Annotated in this window: 22 protein-coding genes; 14 read left to right on the top strand and 8 right to left on the bottom strand. The window is 66.2% G+C overall.

Annotated features, from left to right (window positions below; genetic code table 11):
* Window positions 1-123: 123 nt before the first annotated feature.
* Window positions 124-1,101, top strand: a complete 978-nt coding sequence (locus J2X67_RS21475; protein WP_309956293.1) for a LysR family transcriptional regulator — start codon at window positions 124-126, stop codon at window positions 1,099-1,101.
* A 19-nt stretch (window positions 1,102-1,120) separates the two neighbouring features.
* Here the strand turns inward: J2X67_RS21475 and J2X67_RS21470 are convergent, their stop codons facing one another.
* The 6 genes from J2X67_RS21470 to J2X67_RS21445 are packed head-to-tail and all read right to left on the bottom strand — an operon-like array spanning window position 1,121 to window position 8,274.
* The gene (locus tag J2X67_RS21470; protein WP_309956292.1) at window positions 1,121-3,436 is read right to left on the bottom strand and encodes a TonB-dependent receptor; all 2,316 of its coding nucleotides are present in this window, start codon (window positions 3,434-3,436) and stop codon (window positions 1,121-1,123) included.
* 16 nt (window positions 3,437-3,452) lie between these two features.
* Entirely contained in the window at window positions 3,453-4,451 is a 999-nt protein-coding gene (locus tag J2X67_RS21465) for a tripartite tricarboxylate transporter substrate binding protein (protein ID WP_309956289.1), read from the bottom strand.
* Window positions 4,448-5,335: an ABC transporter permease gene (locus tag J2X67_RS21460; RefSeq protein WP_309956288.1), complete on the bottom strand. Its 888-nt coding sequence runs from the start codon at window positions 5,333-5,335 to the stop codon at window positions 4,448-4,450. The genes J2X67_RS21465 and J2X67_RS21460 overlap by 4 nt, the downstream gene beginning before the upstream one ends.
* A complete protein-coding gene (locus J2X67_RS21455) occupies window positions 5,317-6,498 on the bottom strand; it encodes a branched-chain amino acid ABC transporter substrate-binding protein (protein WP_309956286.1) in 1,182 nt (393 codons plus the stop codon). The genes J2X67_RS21460 and J2X67_RS21455 overlap by 19 nt, the downstream gene beginning before the upstream one ends.
* Window positions 6,495-7,517, bottom strand: coding sequence for a PQQ-dependent catabolism-associated beta-propeller protein (locus J2X67_RS21450; RefSeq protein WP_309956284.1), 1,023 nt, complete (start codon window positions 7,515-7,517; stop codon window positions 6,495-6,497). The genes J2X67_RS21455 and J2X67_RS21450 overlap by 4 nt, the downstream gene beginning before the upstream one ends.
* 43 nt (window positions 7,518-7,560) lie before the next feature.
* Window positions 7,561-8,274 carry an ABC transporter ATP-binding protein gene (locus J2X67_RS21445; RefSeq protein WP_309956282.1) on the bottom strand — a complete coding sequence of 238 codons (714 nt, stop codon included), beginning with the start codon at window positions 8,272-8,274 and terminating at the stop codon, window positions 7,561-7,563.
* Window positions 8,275-8,842: 568 nt separating this feature from the next.
* Between J2X67_RS21445 and J2X67_RS21440 the strand changes: the two genes are divergently transcribed.
* The 13 genes from J2X67_RS21440 to J2X67_RS21380 all read left to right on the top strand — a co-directional run bounded on the left by J2X67_RS21440 (window position 8,843) and on the right by J2X67_RS21380 (window position 20,199).
* Window positions 8,843-10,618: a methanol/ethanol family PQQ-dependent dehydrogenase gene (locus J2X67_RS21440; protein WP_409050533.1), complete on the top strand. Its 1,776-nt coding sequence runs from the start codon at window positions 8,843-8,845 to the stop codon at window positions 10,616-10,618.
* A gap of 138 nt (window positions 10,619-10,756) precedes the next feature.
* Window positions 10,757-11,167, top strand: a complete 411-nt coding sequence (locus J2X67_RS21435) for a cytochrome c (protein ID WP_309956279.1) — start codon at window positions 10,757-10,759, stop codon at window positions 11,165-11,167.
* Complete coding sequence (locus J2X67_RS21430) at window positions 11,164-12,078, top strand: substrate-binding domain-containing protein (protein ID WP_309956277.1); 915 nt, start codon at window positions 11,164-11,166, stop codon at window positions 12,076-12,078. Before J2X67_RS21435 ends, J2X67_RS21430 begins: the two co-directional genes overlap by 4 nt.
* A gap of 15 nt (window positions 12,079-12,093) precedes the next feature.
* Window positions 12,094-12,804, top strand: coding sequence for a hypothetical protein (locus J2X67_RS21425; protein ID WP_309956275.1), 711 nt, complete (start codon window positions 12,094-12,096; stop codon window positions 12,802-12,804).
* 74 nt (window positions 12,805-12,878) lie between these two features.
* Window positions 12,879-13,208, top strand: a complete 330-nt coding sequence (locus tag J2X67_RS21420; RefSeq protein ID WP_309956273.1) for a hypothetical protein — start codon at window positions 12,879-12,881, stop codon at window positions 13,206-13,208.
* 19 nt (window positions 13,209-13,227) lie between these two features.
* Entirely contained in the window at window positions 13,228-14,217 is a 990-nt protein-coding gene (locus tag J2X67_RS21415; RefSeq protein WP_309956271.1) for a YncE family protein, read from the top strand.
* A gap of 152 nt (window positions 14,218-14,369) precedes the next feature.
* Window positions 14,370-14,810, top strand: a complete 441-nt coding sequence (locus tag J2X67_RS21410) for an SRPBCC family protein (RefSeq protein ID WP_309956269.1) — start codon at window positions 14,370-14,372, stop codon at window positions 14,808-14,810.
* Window positions 14,811-14,840: 30 nt separating this feature from the next.
* The gene (locus J2X67_RS21405; protein WP_309956267.1) at window positions 14,841-15,860 is read left to right on the top strand and encodes a MoxR family ATPase; all 1,020 of its coding nucleotides are present in this window, start codon (window positions 14,841-14,843) and stop codon (window positions 15,858-15,860) included.
* A gap of 26 nt (window positions 15,861-15,886) precedes the next feature.
* Window positions 15,887-16,762 carry a DUF58 domain-containing protein gene (locus tag J2X67_RS21400; RefSeq protein WP_309956265.1) on the top strand — a complete coding sequence of 292 codons (876 nt, stop codon included), beginning with the start codon at window positions 15,887-15,889 and terminating at the stop codon, window positions 16,760-16,762.
* A complete protein-coding gene (locus J2X67_RS21395) occupies window positions 16,759-17,640 on the top strand; it encodes a calcium incorporation protein MxaA (RefSeq protein WP_309956263.1) in 882 nt (293 codons plus the stop codon). Before J2X67_RS21400 ends, J2X67_RS21395 begins: the two co-directional genes overlap by 4 nt.
* A gap of 14 nt (window positions 17,641-17,654) precedes the next feature.
* Window positions 17,655-18,656 carry a vWA domain-containing protein gene (locus J2X67_RS21390; protein WP_309956261.1) on the top strand — a complete coding sequence of 334 codons (1,002 nt, stop codon included), beginning with the start codon at window positions 17,655-17,657 and terminating at the stop codon, window positions 18,654-18,656.
* On the top strand, window positions 18,653-19,204 hold the full coding sequence (locus J2X67_RS21385; protein WP_309956259.1) for an MxaK protein: 552 nt from the start codon (window positions 18,653-18,655) through the stop codon (window positions 19,202-19,204). The genes J2X67_RS21390 and J2X67_RS21385 overlap by 4 nt, the downstream gene beginning before the upstream one ends.
* A 2-nt stretch (window positions 19,205-19,206) precedes the next feature.
* Complete coding sequence (locus J2X67_RS21380) at window positions 19,207-20,199, top strand: vWA domain-containing protein (RefSeq protein ID WP_409050532.1); 993 nt, start codon at window positions 19,207-19,209, stop codon at window positions 20,197-20,199.
* Here J2X67_RS21380 and pqqE read toward each other — a convergent pair.
* Both pqqE and pqqD read right to left on the bottom strand, forming a co-directional pair.
* Entirely contained in the window at window positions 20,183-21,334 is a 1,152-nt protein-coding gene (gene pqqE / locus J2X67_RS21375) for a pyrroloquinoline quinone biosynthesis protein PqqE (RefSeq protein ID WP_309956255.1), read from the bottom strand. The two genes, J2X67_RS21380 and pqqE, sit on opposite strands and share 17 nt — an antisense overlap.
* The gene (pqqD, locus tag J2X67_RS21370) at window positions 21,331-21,621 is read right to left on the bottom strand and encodes a pyrroloquinoline quinone biosynthesis peptide chaperone PqqD (protein WP_309956253.1); all 291 of its coding nucleotides are present in this window, start codon (window positions 21,619-21,621) and stop codon (window positions 21,331-21,333) included. The genes pqqE and pqqD overlap by 4 nt, the downstream gene beginning before the upstream one ends.
* Between the last annotated feature and the right edge of the window lie 2 nt (window positions 21,622-21,623).

The following is a 21,623-nucleotide window of genomic DNA, read 5'->3' as shown; positions in this document are numbered from 1 at the left end:
CCATGGAGTGCCTCTCGAAAAGAAGGGGTTGTGTCGTCTGGTGAAGTGAATGTAGGCCTCGTGAAAGATTAAGAAAAATTAAATCTTTTGACATTCACATTTGCAAAACCTAATATCACCGGCATGCCCCTTTCCAAGCACGCAAGCTTTCGCCAGCTCGCCACCTTTCATGCCGTGGCGCGGCTCGGCAGCGTTTCACTTGCCGCGGACGAAATGCACCTGACGCAACCGGCCGTGTCCATCCAGATCGGCACGCTCGAAGAATCGGCAGGCACACCGCTCTTGCAGCGCACGGGGCGCGGCATCCGGCTGACCGAGGCGGGCGAACTGCTGGCGGGTTATGCGGGCCGCATCCTCGACCTGTGGCGCGAGGCCGGCGACGAAATGGCCATGCTGCAGGGCGTGTTCTCGGGCACGCTGCGCGTGGGCGCCATTACCACTGCCGAATACCTGCTGCCGCCCATATTGGTCAACTTTGCCAAGGAGCATCCGAAGGTGAAGGTGAAGCTGCAGGTCGGCAACCGCGACGAGATCGTGCGCATGCTCGCGGGGCAAGAGATCGACATCGCCATCATGGGCAGGCCGCCCGCCGAGCTGAAGACCAATTCCAGCGCCTTCGCCAAGCACCCCATGGCCTTTCTCGCGGCGCCGGGCCATCCGCTCATGTCGGCGGCCAGGCCCACGCTTGCCATGCTTTCAGACACGCGCATGCTGGTGCGCGAGCGCGGCTCGGGCACGCGCACCACGGTCGAACGCTTCTTCAAGGACCAGGGCCTGCCGCTGCGCATCGGCTCCGAGCTGTCGAGCAACGAGGCCATCAAGCAGATGTGCGCCGCGGGCTTCGGCATCGCCTTCCTGTCGATGCACACCTGCGTGCTCGAAATGAACGCAGGGCTGCTAGGCGTGCTGCCCGTGCCAGGCAACCCGGTGGTGCGCGACTGGTACGTGATGCACCTTGCGTCGCGGCAACTGCCGCAAGTGGCGCTGGCTTTCGAGGAGTACCTGCGCGTGCATGGACAGGCGCAGATCCAGCATCAGCTGGGTTCGCTGCCCGCGGCGCGTGCCCCGGCCAAGAAACGCAGCGCACGCCGCGCCGCCTGAAGCCCCCGGGTGCGCCGGCTCAAACCCCCAACTGCATGCGCAGCCCCACCCACACCGCGCGCGGCGCGCCCGGCGCCACGAACTGCGAGTTGCGCCAGGCATCCGGAGACGCCACCACGCCGCTGGCGTCAAAACCGTTGTGCCCCAACTGGCCCGCGGTGGCATAGCGGCGGTTGAACACGTTGGCCACCTTGGCAAAGAGCTCCACGTTGCGCCCGAGCTTCCAGCGCGTGGTGAGGTCGAGCAGCGCATAGCCGCCGATACGGCCGCTGCCGCTGAAGTCCGCGCCGTCTGGCACATGCAGGCCGTTCTCGTTGCCACGCACAGTCTGCCGTGAATACACGCGGTATTGCGCGCCCAGGCTCCAGCTTGGCGTTACGCGCCAGTCGACGTTGAACTTGAGCGAGTGCGCCGGCAGGCCCGGCAGGCGGTCTCCGGGGCGCACGGCAATCTCGCCTTCGCCGGTGCAGGCGGGGTTGGTCTCGGCGGAGCTGTTCGACTCTGAAACCAGGCATGCGGGCGAGTCGTATCTTGCGCGCAGGTAGGTGTACGACAGCGACCAGTCCAGCCGGTCGCCCTGCTGCGAAAGGCCGAGTTCCACGCCCTGGCGCAGGGTGCGCCCAAAATTGCTGAAGTACCCGCGCGAAAGCCCGCTGCTGACAAACAGCAGGTCGTCCTTGTTGACGGTGCGAAACACCGATGCATTCCACCGCATGCCATGGTCGAACGTGCCGCGCAGCCCTGTCTCGAAGGTCTGCGAAACCACCTGCTTGAGCGGCGGATCGGACTGCAGCGCATTGGGCAGCACGCAGGCATTGGCCGGATCGGAGCAGCCCAGCTCGATAGGGCTCGGCGCACGGCTGCCCTGGCTCCAGCCGGCATAGGCCGTGAGCCGTGGCGTGGCCTGCCATGTCAGGCCAATGGCGGGGTTGAACTTCTTGTAGCGCCCTTCGCCGTCGAGCTGGGTCGAAAGCCCGAGCCACGCGCGGCCGTCGTCGCGGGTGGAAACGCGGGTGTCGTTGTAGCGGCCCGAAAGGCTGAGCTGCAGGTTCGGCTGCAACGTGATCAGGTCGGAAAAATAGATGCTGGCAGTGCGGCTCTTGCCCGAGAGCAGCGCGTCGGCCTCGGCCTCTTCTTGCGGCACCACGGCACGCGTGCCATCGAGAAAGCCTTCGGCTTCGGTCTGCAGGAAGCGCGTGCGCGCACGGTCGAACGAGGCGCCGAAAGTAAGCTGGTGAATGCCGGCCGTGTAGGTCGATTGCAGTGCCACGCCCTCGCTTTGCTGCCGCGTGTAGGTGCGGTTCTCCACACCCGAGGCCTCGACGTCGGGCGGCGCAAAACCGTCGTTCAGGTCGCCGTTGAGCGTGCTGTAGCGCGAGCGCCGCGTGTACGCGGTCATCGAAATCGTCTGCACGTCGCTCAGGCGGTAGCTGGCATTGAGCGTGAGCATCGACATGAGGTTGTCGGTGCGGTCTGGCCGCGTGTACACCTGCTTGCGGTTCTGCGCCAGCATCGACTCCGGCAGCAGGCCGTTGCCGATCATGCGGTTGTCGCCATGGGTAAGGCTCAGGTCCCACGAGAGCTTGCCGCTGTCTTGCCCCACCTTGGCAAACAGCTGCCGCACGCGCGAAGGCGAATAGTTGCGCCAACCGTCTTCATTGAGACCGCCGAATGCAAGAAAGAGGTGCCCGCCCTCGCCCAGCTTGCGGCCGTGCGTGAGCTCGGTGCTCACCCGGCCGAACGAGCCGGCCTGCAGTTCCAGCTCGGTACCCGGGTGCGTGTCGCCCCGCTTGGTCTGCAGCGACAACGCGCCGCCGAGCGTGTTCAGCCCGAACAACGGATTGGAGCCCGGCAGCAGCGTAATGCTCGATATGGCTGCCTTCGGAATCAGGTCCCAGTTCACCACGTCGCCGAAGGGTTCGTTCACGCGCACGCCGTCCTGGTACACCGACAGGCCCTGCGGCGTGCCCAGCACCGGGCCTGCGGTAAAGCCGCGGTAGTTCACGTCGACCTGGTACGGGTTGCCCTGGATCTCGTTCACGTTCACGCTCGGCAGCTGCGTGGCCATGAAGTCGGGCAGGTTCAGGCTTTGCGCGCGGCGCAGCTGCCGGTCGTCCGCGGTCTGCACGTTCGACGGAATCTGGTCCCGGGGCACCTCGATGCCGGGCACGGGCGTGGTGCTGACCACTTCGACGGTCGGCAGGCTGCCCGCCTCCGGCGCGGCGTCCTGCGCGTGGCCCACCATCGGGCAGGCTGCGGCGGCCACCGCGGCCAGGGCCGCCATGTCGAGGCCGACGAGGCGGCGGTTGCCTTTTTTCTTGTTCAGTCGGCTCACGGGTTCCCTCCTGTTTTCAGGTGCCGGTGCGCGTCAGGCCCAGCTTCTCCACCATGGCGCGCTCCTGCGCGAAGATCTCGCGGCACGACTGCGCATAGGCTTCCGGGCCGAGGTAATCGACCTCCTGGTCGTACTTGGCCAGTTCGTCCTTGAAGCGCTGGTCGAACACGGCTTTCTTGAAAGCGTCGTGCAGCACGCCCACCACGGCCATCGACATGCCGCGCGGCCCGGCCAGGCCGTAGGGCGACTTGGCCACGATGTCGAAGCCGAGCTCGCGCAGCACGGGCACTTGCGGCCACCGCCTGGAGCGCTCGCCCGAAAAGATGGCCAGCAGCCGCAGCGTGCCGGCATCCACCGCCGGTCCGAAGCCGGTGGAATTGACGCCGGCCATCACCTGCCCGCCCGCAATGGCGTTCAGCTGCTCGGCCGTGCCCTTGTACGGCACATGGATGTAGCGCAGGCCCCGCGCCGTGAACAGCGCCTCCAGCACCATGTGCGGCGTGGTGCCGATGCCGTTGGTGGCAATGGTCAGCTCGCCGGGCCGCGCGCGCGCAAAGGCAAACAGGTCTTCGAGCGAACGCACGGAGCTGCCCGCCGCAACCAGCATGCCGAAGGTGACGCTGGACACCTGGATGATCGGCGTCACGTCGCGGATCGGGTCCCACAGCACCTTTTGCACGTGCGGTGCACGGAACACCGGCTGCGGCATTTGCGCGATGGTGTAGCCGTCGGGCTTGGCCTGCTGCAGCACCGGCATGGCCAGCGTGCCGCCGGCGCCGCCGCGGTTTTCGGTCAGCACCGGCTGGCCGAGCGGTACGGAGGCCAGCTCGGCAAGAATCCGTAGCGAGATGTCGGTGGCCCCGCCGGCGGGCCATGGCACCCAGAGCGTGATCGGGCGCGAGGGAAACGGCTCGTTCGAAGCCGATGCGCGCGGCATGGCCGATGCGCCCAGCCCGAGCGCGGCCGCATGCTGCAGCCAGCGGCGCCGGGTGACATCGCCGCCCTGCCCGCTCATGGCCCCCCGCCTCCGCGCTTTGTCAGCCCGCCAAAGCCGCGCTGCGGGTCGTAGCCCCAGCACGCAAGCCCGAAGAAGACGACAAGGCAGCCCAGCACCACGTAGGGCGCAAGGCCCGGATCCTTGCCGTAGAGGGCAAAGCGAATCCACTCCACGGCATAGGTAAAGGGGTTGAAGCGCGCCAGCTGGTAAACCCATTCGGCGCCCGACTCTTGCAGCTTCCACAGCGGATAGAGCGCAGTCGACAGGAAGTACATCGGAAAGATGACGAAATTCATCGTGCCGGCAAAGTTTTCCAGCTGCTTGATGTGCACCGACAGCAGCAGCCCCAGCGCCCCCAGCATGAGCGCGCCAGCCGCAAGCGCCACCAGTGCATGCAGGCCGGCAAGCGACAGCAGCGGCAGTTCGGTGCCGATGAGCGCCGCCACGACCACGAAGACCAGCGCCTGCAGCACCGAAAGCAGCGCGGTGGCGCACAGCTTCGAAAACAGCAGCCACGGCCGCGGCAGCGGCGCCGTGAGCAAAAGGCGCATCAGTCCCATCTCGCGGTCGTACACCATGGCCAAGGACGACTGCATGCCGTTGAACAGCAGCACCATGCCGACAAGCCCCGGCACGATGTAGACGTCGTACGGGATGTAGGTGTCGTAGGGCTCGACGATTGCCACGCCGAACACGTTCCGAAAACCCGCCGCAAACACGGCCAGCCACAGGAGCGGCCGAACCAGCGCCGACACCAGCCGCCCGGTCTGCTGCGAAAACTTGTAGAGCTCGCGCAGCATGATGGCGCGCATGGCCTGCAGTGCGTGGCCCAGGCCACGCCGGGCGGCCGGCCCGGCGTGTTCGCCCGCGGGCGTTTGCGTTTTCAGCGTGCGTTCGGACATAGCTTCTCCGGCGCATCGGCACCCAGCGTGTCGAGAACGTTGCGCGCATGCAGCACGCCTTCGGCCGGTGCTTGCGCAATCACGCCCTGGCCGTCGGTCAGCAGCATGGGCTGGCGCAGCTGGCCGTCCCAGGCGCGAAAGCTCAGGGTGGTGCCCTTGGAGCCGTCCAGCGTGGTCTTGCCGATGGCCTGGGCCCAGGCCGCAACCGGCCCCTTGGGCGCGGCTATCGCGATGGCAGCGAGGGTCTTGCCGGCCATCCAGGCAGACCAGTCGTGCGCCGTCATCGGCCGCTTGGCGGCCTTGGCAAAGCGCCGCGAAACCTGCGGCGCGCCATAGCGCTCGAACTGCGCATGCCAGGCCAGCGCCACCAACCCGCCATCGCCCACCACCGGGCGCGGAAGCACGGTGCGGTAGGGCAGCGTGCGGGCAAACTCGCCGTCGCTGTCGACCACCCACACGGCGTCATAGCTGTTGCCGGCTGTGAGCAGCAGCGGGTTGGCGAGGTCGCGCTCGCGCGGATCGGCTGAAAGCTTGAACGGCTTGCTTGCCACCACCTGCAGCCCGTAGCGCTTGATCGATGCCTGCGCCGTGGCGGCGCGGAGCGCGTCTTGCGGGCTGCCGCCCACCAGCAGGAGCAGCTTGCTCCATTTGCGGGACACCAGCGTTTGCGCAAGCGCGTCGCTGCGCATGCGCTCGCTTGGCATCAGGTGGAACAGGCGCGCACGGCAGTCCTGCTGGCGCAGGCGGTCGGATGCGTCGCCCAGGTTGAGCACCGGCAGCTTCACCGCATCGGCCACGGCCAGCGTCCAATCGGCGGGCAGGTCGGTGAGCAACACCGCCGCGCCGGCTTTCTCGGCGGCTACAGCCGCAGCGCGCGCAGCTTCGACGGAAGCAGCCGGCGCGGTGGCCAGCGCCACCTCCGCGCCCACCGCCTCCAGCTCGAAACGGGTTTCTTCGAGCGCCACCTCGAGTCCATCCGACAGCGGCCCTCCCGGATGGCCGAGATAGGCGCGCTCCACACGCGACCGCTCCAGCCGCGGATCGTCGGCGGGCGTGATCAGCGTGGCCTTGAGCACGGCGGCATGCGCCGCCACGGGCGGCACGAGTGCAGCGGCCCACAAGCAGGCGCCCACGGACCACCATGCCTTTGCGCGCATCCTCATTCGACGATCACGAGCCCATAGGGCACGCGCCCTACCGGAACGCTCTTCACTGCCTTGGCACCGGCCACGTCGACCACGGTCACGTCGTCGCTCAGGCCGTTGACCACATAGAGCCGCGCCTGCGCCTTGTCGAGCGTGACGTTCCAGGCCCGCTTGCCCACCAGCACCAGCGAGCCGACCTTGCGGCTGGCCACGTCGACAAAGGCCACGTGGTTGGCGCGGCCGAGGCCCACGAAGGCACGCTTGCCGTCGCTCGTCATCTGGATGCCCACGGGCGTGATGTCCTCGGCGCGCGCGCCCTTCACTTCGAACTTGAGCGTGTCGATCACCTCGTTGGTGGCGGTCGAGACAATGCTGACGCTGGCGCCGAGCTCGTTGGTGACCCACAGCTCTTTTCCGTCGGGCGTGATGGCCATGCGCCGCGGGCGCTTGCCCACGCGGATGTTCTTGACGACCTTGCCGCCGGCAGTGTCGATCACGTGCACCAGGCTTGCCACTTCAGAGGTCACATACAAGGTCTTTCCGTCGGCGCTCACCTTTACGCCTTCGGGCTCGGCACCCACCTTGACGGAGCGCAGCTTCTTGCCGCTGGCCGCATCGATGAAGCTGGCCTCGCCCGCGTCTTCGTTCGACACATAAATGACCTTGCCGTCCGGCGAAAGGTCGAAGGCCTCGGGCTCGTCGCCCAGTGGAATGCGGCGCACCGACTTGCCGGTTGCGGGGTCGATCAGGTCGGCCTGGTTGGAGTCGGTGCAGGCCACCATGATCTGCCGCTCGGGCGTCAGTTGAATGTGGCGCGCGCGCTTGCAGGTGGCAATGGTGCCCTTCACGGCCAGCGTTGCCAGGTCGATCATCGTCAGCGCGCTGTCTTTTTCGCTCGACACATAGGCGGTGCCCTGCGCCAGCGCGGCGTTGCCCCCGCCGGCCAGCAGGAGCGCAAGTGCGGCAACGAAAGTGCTATGGCGGCAGGCAGTTAGAACGGACGCGCGACGAAGCGAAAGGAAAGAAGGTTGCCGCATGCGATGTCTCCATTTTTCTTGACTCGAATTCTTCTCTTTGTATTCAGGCGGTGCGCGCAATGAAGCCTGCCTCCAGCGTGGCGCCGCCGAGCAGCTGGCTCACCTCTGCGGGCGTGCCGTCCGCCAGCAGTGAACCCTTGTGCAGCACGAGCACCCGGTCGGCCTCTTCGGCTTCTTCGACCCGGTGCGTGGCCCACAGCACGCACACGCCGCGCTCGCGCACGTCGGCCCGCAGCGCGGCCAGCAGGTCTTGCCGCGACTTGGGGTCGAGCCCCACGGTGGCTTCGTCCATCAGCAGCACCGCCGGCCGGTGCAGGCCCGCGCGTGCAAGCTCCACCTTGCGGCGGTTGCCGCCCGAGAGTTCGCGCACCTTGCGGTTCAGGTCTGCGTCGATGTTCAGGCGCTCGCAGGCCGCGGCAATGCGCTCTTCGGCCAGCCGCCGCGGCAGGCCGTGCAGGTCGGCCTGGAACAGCAGGTTGCGCCGGATGCTCAGGTCCAGGTCGAGCGACATCTGCTGGAACACCACGCCGATGTGCCGCAGTGCAGCAGTGGCCGAGCGGCGCAGCGAATGGCCGGCAACCTCGACCTCGCCTTCGTCGGCGGCAAACATGCCCGTCAACACCTGGAACAGCGTCGACTTGCCCGCGCCATTGGGCCCGAGCAATGCCACGAACTGGCCCGCAGCCAGCTGCAGCGACAACGACCGCAGCGCCGTGCGCGTGCCATAGCGCTTGGTTAAGTCGATGGTTCGCAGCATGTAGGGCGGTGTGATTTGTCGAGCTGTTCGGGCTTCAATGTTATTTGCCGTTTGCCATTCGATCCGCAAATTCTGTGCCTCTGGCCGGCAAGGGTTTTCACTGTGATGAGTCCCTACTCATTTGCCTGCGCAGGCCGCCGGCGCGGCTCATCAGGGGCGGCATGCGTACTTCGCACGAGACACTTTGCGTCAAATTTGGATGCGCATTTCGCGCGCAGGCAACCACACGCGTGTCGTGCTGCGCTGCGCAATGCTTTCGAACGCCCGGGATTTCCCTAGGTAAGCGTTCCATTGCGGCACACCGCTGCAAGCAGCAAGGGCGCGGTGCCGCGCTGCGCTCCTGCGAGTGGCGCCGCGGGCCGTTGCATCGCACACGCAATGCGCCATGGCGTGACAACGGTTGAAAACGGCAGGCATGGATGTTGCGGACCGCAGCATTCGCCAAAGCGATCGAAAGATCCGCGGGCTGCTGCCAGATCGTGTTCGAAACCCACTGAAATGTGAGGAGACATTTATGAAGTTTTCCAGGCAGATCGCCGGCCGTCTCGTACGGCATATCGGCGTCGCGATGTTGGCTCTTCCGGCTTTGGCGCTAGCCAATGCCGATGTAGAGAAAAACATCGCCAACTCCAAGAACTGGGCCACGCAAGCGGGCGATATGTTCAACCAGCGCTACAGCAAGTTGAACCAGATCTCCAAGAGCAACGTGGGAAAGATGCAGGTCGCGTGGACGTTCTCCACCGGCGTGCTGCGCGGTCACGAGGGCTCGCCCCTGGTGGTCGACGGCACGATGTACCTGCACTCGCCGTTCCCGAACAAGGTGTTCGCGATCGACGTCGAAACCCAGAAGATCCTGTGGAAGTACGAACCCAAGCAGGATCAGTCAGTGATCGCGGTGATGTGCTGCGACACGGTGAACCGCGGGCTTGCCTACGCCGAAGGAAAGGTCTTCCTGCAACAGGCCGACACCACCCTGGTAGCACTGGACAGCAAGACCGGCAAGGTGGTGTGGACGGTGAAGAACGGCGATCCGAAGGTTGGCGCCACCAACACCAACGCGCCCCACGTCTTCAAGGACAAGGTGATCACCGGCATCAGCGGCGGCGAGTTCGGCGTGCGCGGCTACCTGGCTGCCTACAACATCAAGGACGGCAAGCTGGCCTGGAAGGGCTTCAGCACGGGCCCCGATGAAGAAATGCTGATGGACCCGGCCAAGACCATGACCTGGACCGACGGCAAGATGGCCCCCGTGGGCAAGGACTCTTCGCTGAAGACCTGGAAGGGCGACCAGTGGAAGATCGGCGGCGGCACCACCTGGGGCTGGTACAGCTACGACAAGGCGACCAATGCCGTTTACTACGGCACCGGAAACCCGTCGACCTGGAACCCGGCGCAGCGCCCCGGCGACAACAAGTGGTCGATGAGCATCTGGTCGCGCGACGTCGACACGGGCAAGGTCAACTGGGTCTACCAGATGACGCCGTACGACGAATGGGACTTCGACGGCATCAACGAGATGATCCTGGCGGACATCAACGTGAAGGGCAAGCCCACCAAGGCGCTGGTGCACTTCGACCGCAACGGCTTTGCCTACACGCTCGACCGCGTGACCGGCGCGCTGCTGGTGGCCGAAAAGTACGACCCCAAGGTGAACTGGGCCACGCACGTCGACATGAAGACCGGCCGCCCGCAGGTGGTTGCCAAGTATTCGACCGCGCAGAACGGCGCCGACGTCAACACCAAGGGCGTTTGCCCGGCAGCACTGGGCAGCAAGGACCAGCAACCCGCCTCGTACGACCCCAACACCAAGCTCTTCTACGTGCCGACGAACCACGTCTGCATGGACTACGAGCCGTTCAAGGTCGAGTACACCGCGGGCCAGCCGTATGTGGGCGCCACGCTGTCGATGTACCCCACGCCGGGCAGCCACGGCGGCATGGGCAACTTCATCGCCTGGGACGCTGGCACCGGCAAGATCGTGCAGACCAAGGCCGAGAAGTTCTCGGTGTGGAGCGGTTCGCTCAACACCGCCGGCGGAATCTCCTGCTACGGCACGCTCGAGGGCTACCTGAAGTGCGTGGATGCCAAGGACATCAACAAGGAACTCTTCAAGTTCAAGACGCCGTCCGGGATCATCGGCAACGTGTTTACCTATGAGCACAAGGGCAAGCAATACATCGGCGTGTTCTCGGGCATTGGCGGCTGGGCCGGCATCGGCATGGCTGCGGGCATCGACCCCGAGAAGAGCACCGAAGGCCTCGGCGCCGTGGGCGGCTACAAGGAGCTCGCCCAGTACACCGAACTTGGCGGCTCGCTCACCGTGTTTGCGCTGCCGAGCAATTGAAGCAACTGAAGTTCAATTCAAGTGACTGAGGTTATTACCAAGGCGTCGAGAGATAGATAGACGCAACATGCGGACAGGGAGAGCACTCGCTGGAGGGCTCTCCCCCGTACCTTCAAAGATACCGGAGACCCTGGAGCCATGAAATTTCGTAGTAAGTCAACGTTGCTGCCTTCCCTCGTATTGCTTGCCGGCGTCGCCTGCACGCTGGCCGTAGCCGCCGCGCCCGACCCCGCGCCCTACAAGGTAACCGACGGCTACAAGGTGGACCCTGAAACCATGAAGGGTTTCCGTACCTGGCGCTCCGCGGCCTGCGACCGCTGCCACGGCCCCAACCAGGAGGGCATGGTCGGCCCGTCGCTGATCAACAGCCTGAAGACAATGAAGAAGGAAGACTTCATCAAGACCGTTCGCGACGGACGGCTGGAGAAGGGCATGCAGAGCTTCGGCAACAACCCCGCGGTGATGGAAAACATCAACCAGCTCTATGCCTACCTGAAGGGCCGGTCCGACGGCGCAATCACGCGCGCCCGAGTGGAAGAAAACAAATGACCGCGCGGCAGCATGCTGCCAACAAACCCCTTTCGGCCGGTGCTCATCGCCTGCGGATGGGCATATTGGGCCTGATGGGCCTTGCCGGCGCGGCGTTCTGCTGCGGCCCGCTTTCCGCCCAGGCCCAGGAGGCTCCCCCGCGCAAGGAGTTTCGCGTTTGCCAGGACCCCAACAACATGCCCTTCTCCAACACCAAGGGCGAAGGCATCGAGAACCGCATTGCCGAGCTGTTCGGCAAGACGCTCGGCTTGCCGGTTGTGTACTACTCGTTTCCGCAGCGCCTGGCCTTCTTTCGCAACACGCTGCGCTTCAAGCTGCCGGGGCAAGACTACCCTTGCGACATCGTGATGGGCGTGCCCGTCGGGCTCGACGAAGTCTCGGTCACCAAGCCCTACTACCGCTCGACCTATGCGCTGGTCTTTCCCAAGGGCAAGGGCATGGACAACGTGGCTTCGGCCGAAGACTTCCTGAAGCTCGATCCGGCCAAGCTCAAGTCGCTGCGCATCGGCATCTACGACCGTTCGCCGGCTTCGCAGTGGCTCAACCGGCACGGCCTGCTCGAGCAAGGCATTCCCTACAAGCTGATGAGCGCCGACCCCGCCCAGTACCCCGGCGAGATCGTCGAGAAGGACCTGGCCGAAGGCAAGCTCGACGCGGTGGTGGTGTGGGGGCCGATTGCCGGCTTCTTTGCGCGGCGTGTCAAGACGCCGGCGCTTGTCGTGGTGCCGCTCAAGTCTGAAAAAGGCTTGCGGCTCGACTACCAGATGGCCATGGGCGTGCGTTATGGCGAACGCGAATGGAAGCAGCAGATCGAGGGGCTGATCGAATCGAAGGGGCCCGAGATCCAGGCCATCCTGAAGGAGTACGGCGTTCCGCTGGTCGACGCATCGTTCGGAGCGCCCAACAACTGACCGGTTTTTCCATCCATGCGCTTCGCCACTGTTTTTTCGCTTCGTTCTTCTTCTGCCTGTGCCCTGCTCTGCGCCCTGCTCGGTGCGCCCCCGGCGTCGCATGCCGAGGCCGACAAGCGCGACTTCTCGGCCGCCGAGCGGCTGCTGTTCATGACGCCGCAGCTGCAGGGCCTGCAGGCGCCCATGCTGCTGCGCTACACCTTTGGCAAGGACGGCAGCTTCGAGGAAGCCTTTACCGACAACGTGACCGTGGCACTCATTGCCAAGCCCAACGGCAGCTGCTGCGACGCAAAGGGCGTGTTCCTGAGCGGCGCGCGCAAGCTTGCGGTGCCCGACGTGCCCGCTGCCGAGGGCAACCCCGTCATCCTCTATTTTCTGGAGCATGACGTGCGCGAGATGAAGCGCCTCACCCGCGGCTCGGAGAACCACTTTCGAAAGCGCATCCGCATGGCGATCTACCAGGACGCCGAGGTCCGCGACGTCTCTTTGCGCTACCAGGGCCGCACGGTCAAGGGCAAGGAGATTGCATTCAGCCCGTTCCTGGACGACCCGAACCGGCCCAAGTACGAAAAGTTTGCGACAAAGACCTATCGCTTCACCTTGTCCGATGCGGTGCCGGGCGGCATCTACGGCATTCGCACCTACATACCGGGCGAAAGCGCCGCGGCCCAGCCCCTCGTTGTCGAGGAACTGCTCATCGACGGAGCCAGGGCGCCGGCGCGCTAGCACTGCCCTGCTTTGAAATTCCAGCGAACGCCATGAAAAAAATACTACGCATGCTTTGTCTCCTGGGCCTGCCCATGGCTGTACATGGCGCCCCGCAGCATGCCAACGACTTTCCCACCATCGACCGCGTGCTGTATGTGCAGGAATGCATTGGCGCGCATCCGGACGCGGGCAAGTTCGAGATGACGAGCAAATGCTCCTGCGCGGTCGACGCCATGGCTAGGGAAGTCAGGTACTCTGAATACGTGGACCTGAGCACTGCGGCCAAGGCCACCACCATCGGCGGCGAACGCGGCGGCTACATTCGCGACTCTGAAAAGCTGCAGGCCGACATCAAGCGCTACAAGGCGCTGCAGGCCAAGGTGAACAAGGGCTGCTTCATCGGCCCTCCCACCGCGCGCTGAGCCGCAACGACCCGGGCACATGGCGATGACGGGTTACGCGGCACCTGTGCGAACCGGGGTTGCGGCAATGGTGCTCTGCTGCAGCTCGGCCGTGGCCGCGCCTTTTGCGTACATCACCAACCAGGGCAGCCACGACGTGTCGGTGATCGACCTTGCATTGCAGCAAGTGGTGGCTACCGTGCCCGTGGGCCGGTCGCCCGCGGGCGTGGTGGCGTCCAGCCGCGCGGGTCGGGTCTTCGTCTCCAACCCCGACAGCAAGACGATCTCGGTCATCGACATGCGCCGGCAGCAGGTGGTGAACACACTGGCCGCCGGAGACGGGCCGGTGGGCATCGACATTTCCGGCGATGGCAAGCACCTGTACGTGGCCGACTGGTACAGCAGCCGGCTGCTGGTGTTCGACGCACTGGCGACGGGCGCCGCCAAGCCACTTGGCTCCATTGCCGTCGGGCGTGCGCCGGCGGGCGTGGCCGCGCATCCGGACGGCACCACCGTCTTTGTGGCGGAGCGCGACGACGACAGCGTGGCCGTTCTCGATGCCCGCTCGCAGCGGGTGCTGGCGCGCGTGCGCGTCGGCAGCCATCCGTTTGCGCTGCTCTACGACGCACCTCGCTCCCGCCTCTATGCGCTCAATGTGCAGAGCAACGACCTTTCGGTAGTCGACGTGCGCGACATTCGGCGGCCCACAGTGGTTGCAACGGTGAAGGTGGGCAAGGCGCCCTACGGCGCGGCGCTTGCACAAGGCGGCACGCTGCTGTACGTGACCAACCAGCACGAAGACACCGTGAGCGTGATCGACGCCGCTTCGCTCAAGGTGCTGCGCACCCTGCCCGGCTTCGGCTACCCCGAAGGCATTGCCGCGCACGGCGACCGCGTGTATGTCGTCAACTGGATGGACGACAACGTGCAGGTGCTCGACGCTGCAACCGGACAAAAGCTCAAGACCATTGCCACGGGGCAGAACAGCCGAGGCTTCGGCGCCTTCATCGGCGCCCCCGTGGAGCACTGAATTTTTCTCGACCGACCCTTCCCAAGTTCTTCATCACGGACGTTTCCATGCCGACTCATCCCTTCAGCCGACGAACAGTTTCCGTTCTTCTTGCATCCGCTCTGCTTTCCGCATCGGCGCCGGGCCTGGCCCACGGGCCGACACGCCAGAAGGTGAGCGAAAAAGTCACCATCGAGGCGCCGGCCGATGCGGTGTGGGCAAAGATAAAGAACTTCAATGCGCTGAAAGACTGGCACCCGGCCGTGGCCGACAGCCCCGCGGACAAGGGCAATGCCGAAGGATCGGTTCGCACCGTCAAGCTCAAGGACGGCGGCACGCTGATCGAAACGATCGAAAGCTACGACGACGCGCAGAAAAAATACAGCTACCGCGCAAAGGACGGCGGCGCCCTGCCCGTCACCAACTACACCTCCACCCTTTCGGTGGTGGCAGACGGCGGCAAATCCGTCGTCGAGTGGCGCGGCGCCTTCTACCGCGGCTATCCCAACAACGATCCGCCGCCGGACAAGAACGACGAAGCCGCCATCAAGGCCGTAACCGGCGTCTACCGCGGCGGGCTCGCCAACCTCAAGAAGATGATGGAGTCGAAGTAGCTCCCCCGGGGCCTCCTTCAAGCACACACCATGGGCACGCAGGAACAACTCGAAGACTGGCGGCGCCTTGCGCTGCGCGTGGAGAGCGAAGTCGCCAAGGCGGTGATCGGGCAGACCGAGACGATTCGCCTCATCAACGTGGCGCTGTTCGCGCGCGGCCACGTGCTGCTCGAGGGCGACGTGGGCGTGGGCAAGACGACGGTGCTGCGCGCTTTTTCGCGGGCCATCGGCGGCGACTTCGAGCGCGTGGAGGGCACGGTCGACCTGATGCCGGGCGACCTGGTCTATCACACCTATGTCGATGCGCAGGGGCGCCCGCGCATCGACCCAGGGCCCTTGCTGCGGCACGGCGAGAGGCTGGTCACCTTCTTCTTCAACGAGATCAACCGCGCCCGGCCGCAAGTGCAGTCGCTGCTGCTGCGCGCCATGGCCGAGCGCACGGTGTCGGCCTTCGACCGCGAATACAGCTTTCCGCACATGACGGTGTTTGCCGACCGCAACAAGGTCGAGCGCGAAGAAACCTTCGAGCTGGCCTCGGCTGCGCGCGACCGCTTCATGTTCGAACTGAACATGCCCAAGCCGGGCGACCGCGCCATCCGCCAGGCGCTGGTGTTCGACACGGCCTACCACGACACCGAAAGCCTAATCGACAAGGTAGCGCCGGCCATCCTGCCGTGGGACCGGCTCAACGCCATTGCCGCAGAAGTGCAGCACAGCGTGCGCGCCAGCGAGACCATCGAGCGCTATGTGCTCGATGTGTGGGAGGCCACCGAGGCGCCGCAGAAGTTCGGCATCCGGCTCGACAACGTGGACATGGACCGGCTGATTCTTGCCGGCGCCAGCCCTCGCGGCATGAGTGCGCTGCTGCGTGCGGCGCGCACGGTGGCCTGGCTCGAAGGGCGCTCGCACCTGGAGCCGGCCGATCTTGCCGCGGTGCTGCCTTCGGTGCTCGGGCACCGGGTGTTCTTTACGCCCGTGTACGAGCTGCGCCGCGCGGAGCTGTCGGAAGCGCTGGTAACGCAGATCATGGACAAGATCGCGGCGCCCTGAACGCCCCACCACATACCGAGTCCGCCATGGATCGCGTCGACGAATTCCACTACCAGCTGCCGCGCCGTTTCGGCGGCTGGCGTCCGGGTGCGCAGCGCGGGCTGAGCCAGGGCAGCGGGCAGGAGTTTGCGGCGCACCGCCGGTTGTTCGACCACCCCGATCCGCGCCGCATCGACTTGCGCGCCAGCGTGCGCGACGGCCGCGGCGACTGGCTGGTGCGCATCCATCGCCTTCGGGTGGCCATTCCCGTGCACGTGGTGGTGGATGTGTCGGCCTCCATGCACTTTGGCGCCGAGCGGCGCAAGATCGACGTGGTGGCCGACCTGGTGGAGGCGCTGGGCTACAGCGCGTTTCGCGCCGGCGACACGGTCGGCCTGCTGGCTTTCGACCAGCGCGAGCGCGAAGATCTTTTTGTGCCCGCGCGCCACAGCCGCGGCAACGGCAGCTTGATGGCGCGAATGCTGCGCGAGTGCCGTGCAACGCCCGGCGCACCGCCCACCGACGACTGGGCACTGTCAGGCCTGCGGCGCGCCACCGAGCGCCTGGTGGGCCGCGGCGGGCTGGTGTTTCTGGCGTCCGACTTTCATTGGTCGACAGATGCGCTCGGCGAGCTGCTTGCGCAGTTCGCGCCGGCTTGCGTCGTGCCGCTGGTGGTGTGGGACCCGGCGGAAATGGAACCGCCCGATGCCCGCGCACTGGTTGCACTGAGCGATGCCGAAACCGGCGTGCGGCGCAGCCTGTGGATGCGCGAATCGCTGCGCACGCGTTGGCGCGAATCGGTCGCAAGGCGGCGTGCCGAACTCACCGCCTTGTTCAACGCGCACGGCATGCCGCCTTTTCACCTGAACGGCCGTTTCGACGCCGAGGCGCTCACGCGGTACTTCATGGAGACGACCGCATGAACCGGCTCCGCGCGGCCGTCCTGGTGCTGGCCATGGCTGCGGGCGGAACGAGCGCCGCAGCAGTTGCCACCGTCGAGCAGCCGCGCGCCTTCGGGCACGTGATCGGCGACATCGTCACGCAACGCGTGCTGCTGGAGCAGGCCGGCCGGCCGGTGCAGCCAGGCGCGCTGCCCGGCACCGCACGCATCGACCTCTGGCTGGAGCGAAGGCCCTCGCGCATCGAAACCGATGCCGAAGGGCGGCGCTGGCTGGCCGTCGACTACCAGGTCATCAATGCGCCGCGTACGCTCACCGCCATTTCGCTGCCCGCGCTCGACATTGCGACCGCGTCGGGCGACGCACTGGCGGTGCCCGCGTGGCCGGTGAGCATCGGGCCGATCACTCCGCTCGAAGTGCAGGCGCAAGGCGATTTGCAACCGCTGCGGCCCGATCGGCCGGTGGCTGCCCTTTCTACCTACGCCGTCGAGCAGCAACTGAAGCTCTCGCTTCTTGCGCTCGTGGCGGTGGTGGCAGCGTGGCTCGGCTGGTGGGCATGGCGCAACAGGCGCGAAGCACAGCAGCTTCCGTTTGCAAGCGCCTGGCGCGAGCTGAAGCGAATTGGCGACCCCGCCAGCCCTGAAGCGTGGCGTGCGGTGCACCGCGCGCTCAACCGGAGTGCCGGCCGCGTGGTGCACGGCGCCAGCCTGCCGCAGTTGCTTGCGGCGGCGCCCTACCTGCAGCCGCTGCAGCCGCGCCTCGAAGATTTTTATCGTGAATCAACGCGCCGCTTCTTCTTTGCCGAGAGCGCCGCGGCCGCATCGGCGCAGACCCGCGCCGCCTATCCGCTCAAGCCGCTCTGCCGTGCGCTGCGCAACGCAGAAAAGCGCCACCGGCACTGACACCCGCACGCCCCATGCGATTCGACCTTGCCCAGCCCTGGATGCTCGCTCTGCTGCCGCTCGCGCTGCTGCCACTGCTGCGCAGGCGCAGCGACACACTGGGCTTTTCGTATCTGGCCTGGCTGCCGTCGGATCGCATCGGCCGCCTCGTCGGCTTTTTGTGGCGCGCGTTCGCGGTGGGCGCCATGGCATTTACCGTGCTCGGCCTTGCGGGGCCGGGGCAGTCGGGTGCGGTGGTGGAGCGTGCCGGCCGCGGCGCGGAGGTACTCATTCTCATGGACCGCAGCAGCAGCATGGATGCGACGGTGCACACCAACGGCCTGCAGACGGCAGGCCGCATGTCGCAGGAGCCCAAGGCCAAGGTCGTGCGAGACCTGCTGAGCGAATTCGTCGCCAAGCGGCCCGACAACCGGTTCGCCTTCATGACCTTCAGCACGGTGCCCATAGTTGCGGTGCCGTTCACGCAGAAAACAGACACCGTGCAGGCCGCACTCGCCGCCACCGCCATCGGCCGCGGCCTGCCCGAAACGCGCATGGGCGCCGCGCTGCTGGCGGCGATCGAAGAGTTCGAGGGCCGCAGCTATTCCGGAAGCCGCGTGATCCTGATCGTTTCGGACGGCGGAGCGCAGCTCGATGAGGCGACGCGCCAGCGCGTGAATGCGGGCCTTGCGCGCGAGAAGATCGGCCTGTACTGGATTTATGTGCGCAGCGGACCGAACTCGCCCAACCTCAACACCGAATCGGCCTCGGCCTACGGCCTGGGCGAAGAGCTGGCGCTGCACCAGTTCTTCAAGACGCTGGGCACGCCCTACCGGCTTTACCAGGTGGACGATTCCAATGCCATGGCGGCTGCCATGGCCGAGATCGACCGCCAGCAGAATTTTCCGCTGACCATTCATGAGCGCGTGCCGCGGCGCGACCACGGCGCAGCCTTCTACGTTGCGGCCATGCTGTGCTGCGCGGGCCTGCTCGCTTGCCGGGCGGTACAGCTGCAAAGCTGGCGAAAGAACGCATGAAGCGGCGTACCGTTCACCTGGTTTTCGGCGTGTTGAGCCTCTGCTGTGTTGGCGTTGCAATGGAGCGCGGATTGCGCCTGCGCCAGACGGCAGGCCTGAACGCCGAGATCACCCGCATCGCCACCGCCCCGGTGGGCAGAGACGCGGCGCCCGCGCCCGTTTCGGCGCCGCGCGAGCTGCAACTGGCACAGGCGCTGGCGCTTTCGAAGGCCGGTGCGCACGATGCCGCGCTCAAGGGTTACGCCGCACTCATCCAGGGCGGCGAGCGCGACCCCGTTGCGCAGCAGGCAATGTTCAACCTTGGCAACATGTACCTGCGCCAGGGCATGGCGCAGGAGGCGGGTGCCCTGCCCCTTTTCGAACTGGGCAAGCAGCGCCTGCGCGACCTGCTGCGCGCTGCGCCGCAAGACTGGGACGCACGCTACAACCTGGAGCGCGCGCTGCGCCTGGCGCCCGAGGACCAGGAAGCCTTTTCAGCCGAGCAGCAACCGGCGCATGAGCAGCGGCGGGTGCGGGTGCCGGGCTTTGTCGCCGGAGATTTGCCGTGAGGCTGCGGCTGCCGGCTTCCGGATGGCTGTCCGCCTCACGCCGCTTCGGCGGCAGCACCGGCAACGGGCCGCTGCTGCTCGCGCTTGTGCTGCTGGCGCTTGCCGTCTGGCCGCCGCGGGTGCAGCTGCAGCGCCCGGTGTTCAACTGGCAAGTGAGCTTCGACATCACCCAGAGCATGAACGTGGAAGACGTGGAGCTCAACCAGGCCGCCGTGAGCCGGCTCACGCTGGCGCGTGCGGCCATGCGTGACGTGCTGGGTGCGCTGCCCTGTGGCTCCAGGGTGGGCTGGAGCGTTTTTGCGGATTACCGCTCGGTGGTGATCCTCACGCCGGTCGAGGTCTGCAGCCACTACGAAGAACTGCTGGCCTCGCTGGAGCGCATCGACGGGCGCATGCGCTGGGCCAATGCGAGCAACGTGAGCAAGGGCGTGACCTGGGCAGTGCGCGGGGCCCGCAGCATCGGGCCTGATACGAGCTTCGTCTTCATCAGCGACGGACAGGAGTCGCCGCCGCTGCGCATCAACGAAACGCCGCCGATGACAGACATCAAGCCCGGCGATGTGAAGGGCTGGCTCATCGGCGTGGGAGGCGATGTGCCGGTGCCTATTCCCAAGACCGGCAGCAATGGCGAACCCGCGGGCTACTGGCGGGCCGACGAGGTGGTGCAAGGCTCGGCCATGGGCGGCACGCTGAACCACGAGCATCTTTCGGAACTGCGGCAAGACCACCTGCGCTCGCTGGCCGAATTGGTGGGCGTGAACTACCGGCGCCTGAACAAGCCCGATGCGCTGATGACCGCCATGCTCGACAGCCGCTACGCGCAACAGGTGCCGACGGAAACCGACCTGCGTTGGATTCCCGCACTGCTCGCGCTGCTGCTGCTCGCATGGCGCTTTGCGCCCGATTTCGGCCGGCTGCGGGAGCGGCCACCGAAGAGGCGGGAGACCAAGGCGGCCGGCGGCGCCCAGCCGCGCGGCCTCACTCGCCCGGCGTGACGAGTGCTGCCGAAAGCCGGCGCGAATTGACCGGATCGCGAAACACCAGCGGATGCTCCACCGGCGCCGCGGGGTCGCGTGCGGCGGCGTGCTCCACTGCCTCGACCACGCGATGGTGGTCCGGGCTCTTTGCGCACACGGGGTCGGCCGCCGCCGCATCCTGCGCGAGCAGGTACGCCTGGCAGCGGCAGCCGCCCAGGTCTTGCTCGCGCTGGTCGCAGCTTGCGCAGGGCTCCTTCATCCAACCCGTGCCGCGATAGCGGTTGAAGCCTTCGGAGTCGAACCAGATCTCGCGAAGGCCCTGCGCCTTCACGTTCGGAAACTCCAGGCCCGGCAGCATCCTGGCGGTGTGGCACGGCAACGCGGTGCCGTCGGGCGCCACGGTAAGAAACATGCTGCCCCAGCCGTTGACGCACTTCTTGGCCTTGCCCTCGTGATAGTCGGGCGCCACGAAGAAGATGCGCATGCGCTCGCCCAGCCGCTTGCGCCACGCATCGGTGACTTCTTCGGCATGGCGAAGCTGCTCATGCGTGGGCAGCAACTGGTCGCGGTTGACGAAGGCCCACGAGTAGTACTGCGTGTTGGCAAGCTCCAGGTACTCGGCGCCCATTTCGTGCGCCATTTCAATGATCCGGTCGATGTGGTCGATGTTCATGCGGTGGATCACCACATTCAGTACCATCGGCCAGCCCTGGTCCTTGATGATCTTCGCCACCCGGTTCTTCAGCTCGAAGGTCTTGGTGTGCGAGAGAAAGTCGTTCATCTCGCGCGTCGAATCCTGGAACGACAGCTGCACGTGGTCCAGCCCTGCGGCCTTGAGCGCGGCGGCGCGCTGCGCGGTAAGGCCGACGCCAGAGGTCAGCAGGTTGGTGTAGTAGCCCAGGCGTGCGGCCTCGGCAATGATGATTTCGAGGTCGTCGCGCAGCAGCGGCTCGCCGCCTGAAAGCCCGCACTGCACCGCGCCAAGCTCGCGGCCTTCGCGCAACACGCGCAGCCAGTCTTCGGTGCCGAGCTCGTCCTCCTGCCGGGCAAAGTCGACCGGGTTGAAGCAGAAGACGCAATGCAGCGGGCAGCGGTAGGTCAGCTCGGCCAGCAGCCAGAGCGGCGGTCCGGGGCGGGGTGCCGCATGGGTCATGCGGGCTCCCAGCGCAGCCAGTTCTGCTGCGCCGCCATTTCGACGAAGCCGCGCACCTCGGATTCGAGCCCGGTGGTGTCGAAGGCCTGTTCCAGGTCGGCCACGATCTGCGCCACGCTGCGCTCGCCGTCGCAGCGCCTCATGATCTCGCCGGCGCTGCCGTTCAGACGCACCATGCCTTCGGGGTACAGCAGCACATGGCACTCTTGCGCCGGCTCCCATTGCAGGCGAAAGCCGGGGCCTATGCGGGGTTTGCTTTCGGCGTTGAGCGCGGTGTTGTTGGTCATGC

The sequence above is a fragment of the Variovorax sp. 3319 genome (assembly GCF_031456585.1).
Classification (GTDB): domain Bacteria; phylum Pseudomonadota; class Gammaproteobacteria; order Burkholderiales; family Burkholderiaceae_C; genus Variovorax; species Variovorax paradoxus_P.
Note: the sequence above shows the minus strand (reverse complement) of the source record. Positions and strands in the feature narration are given on the sequence as shown.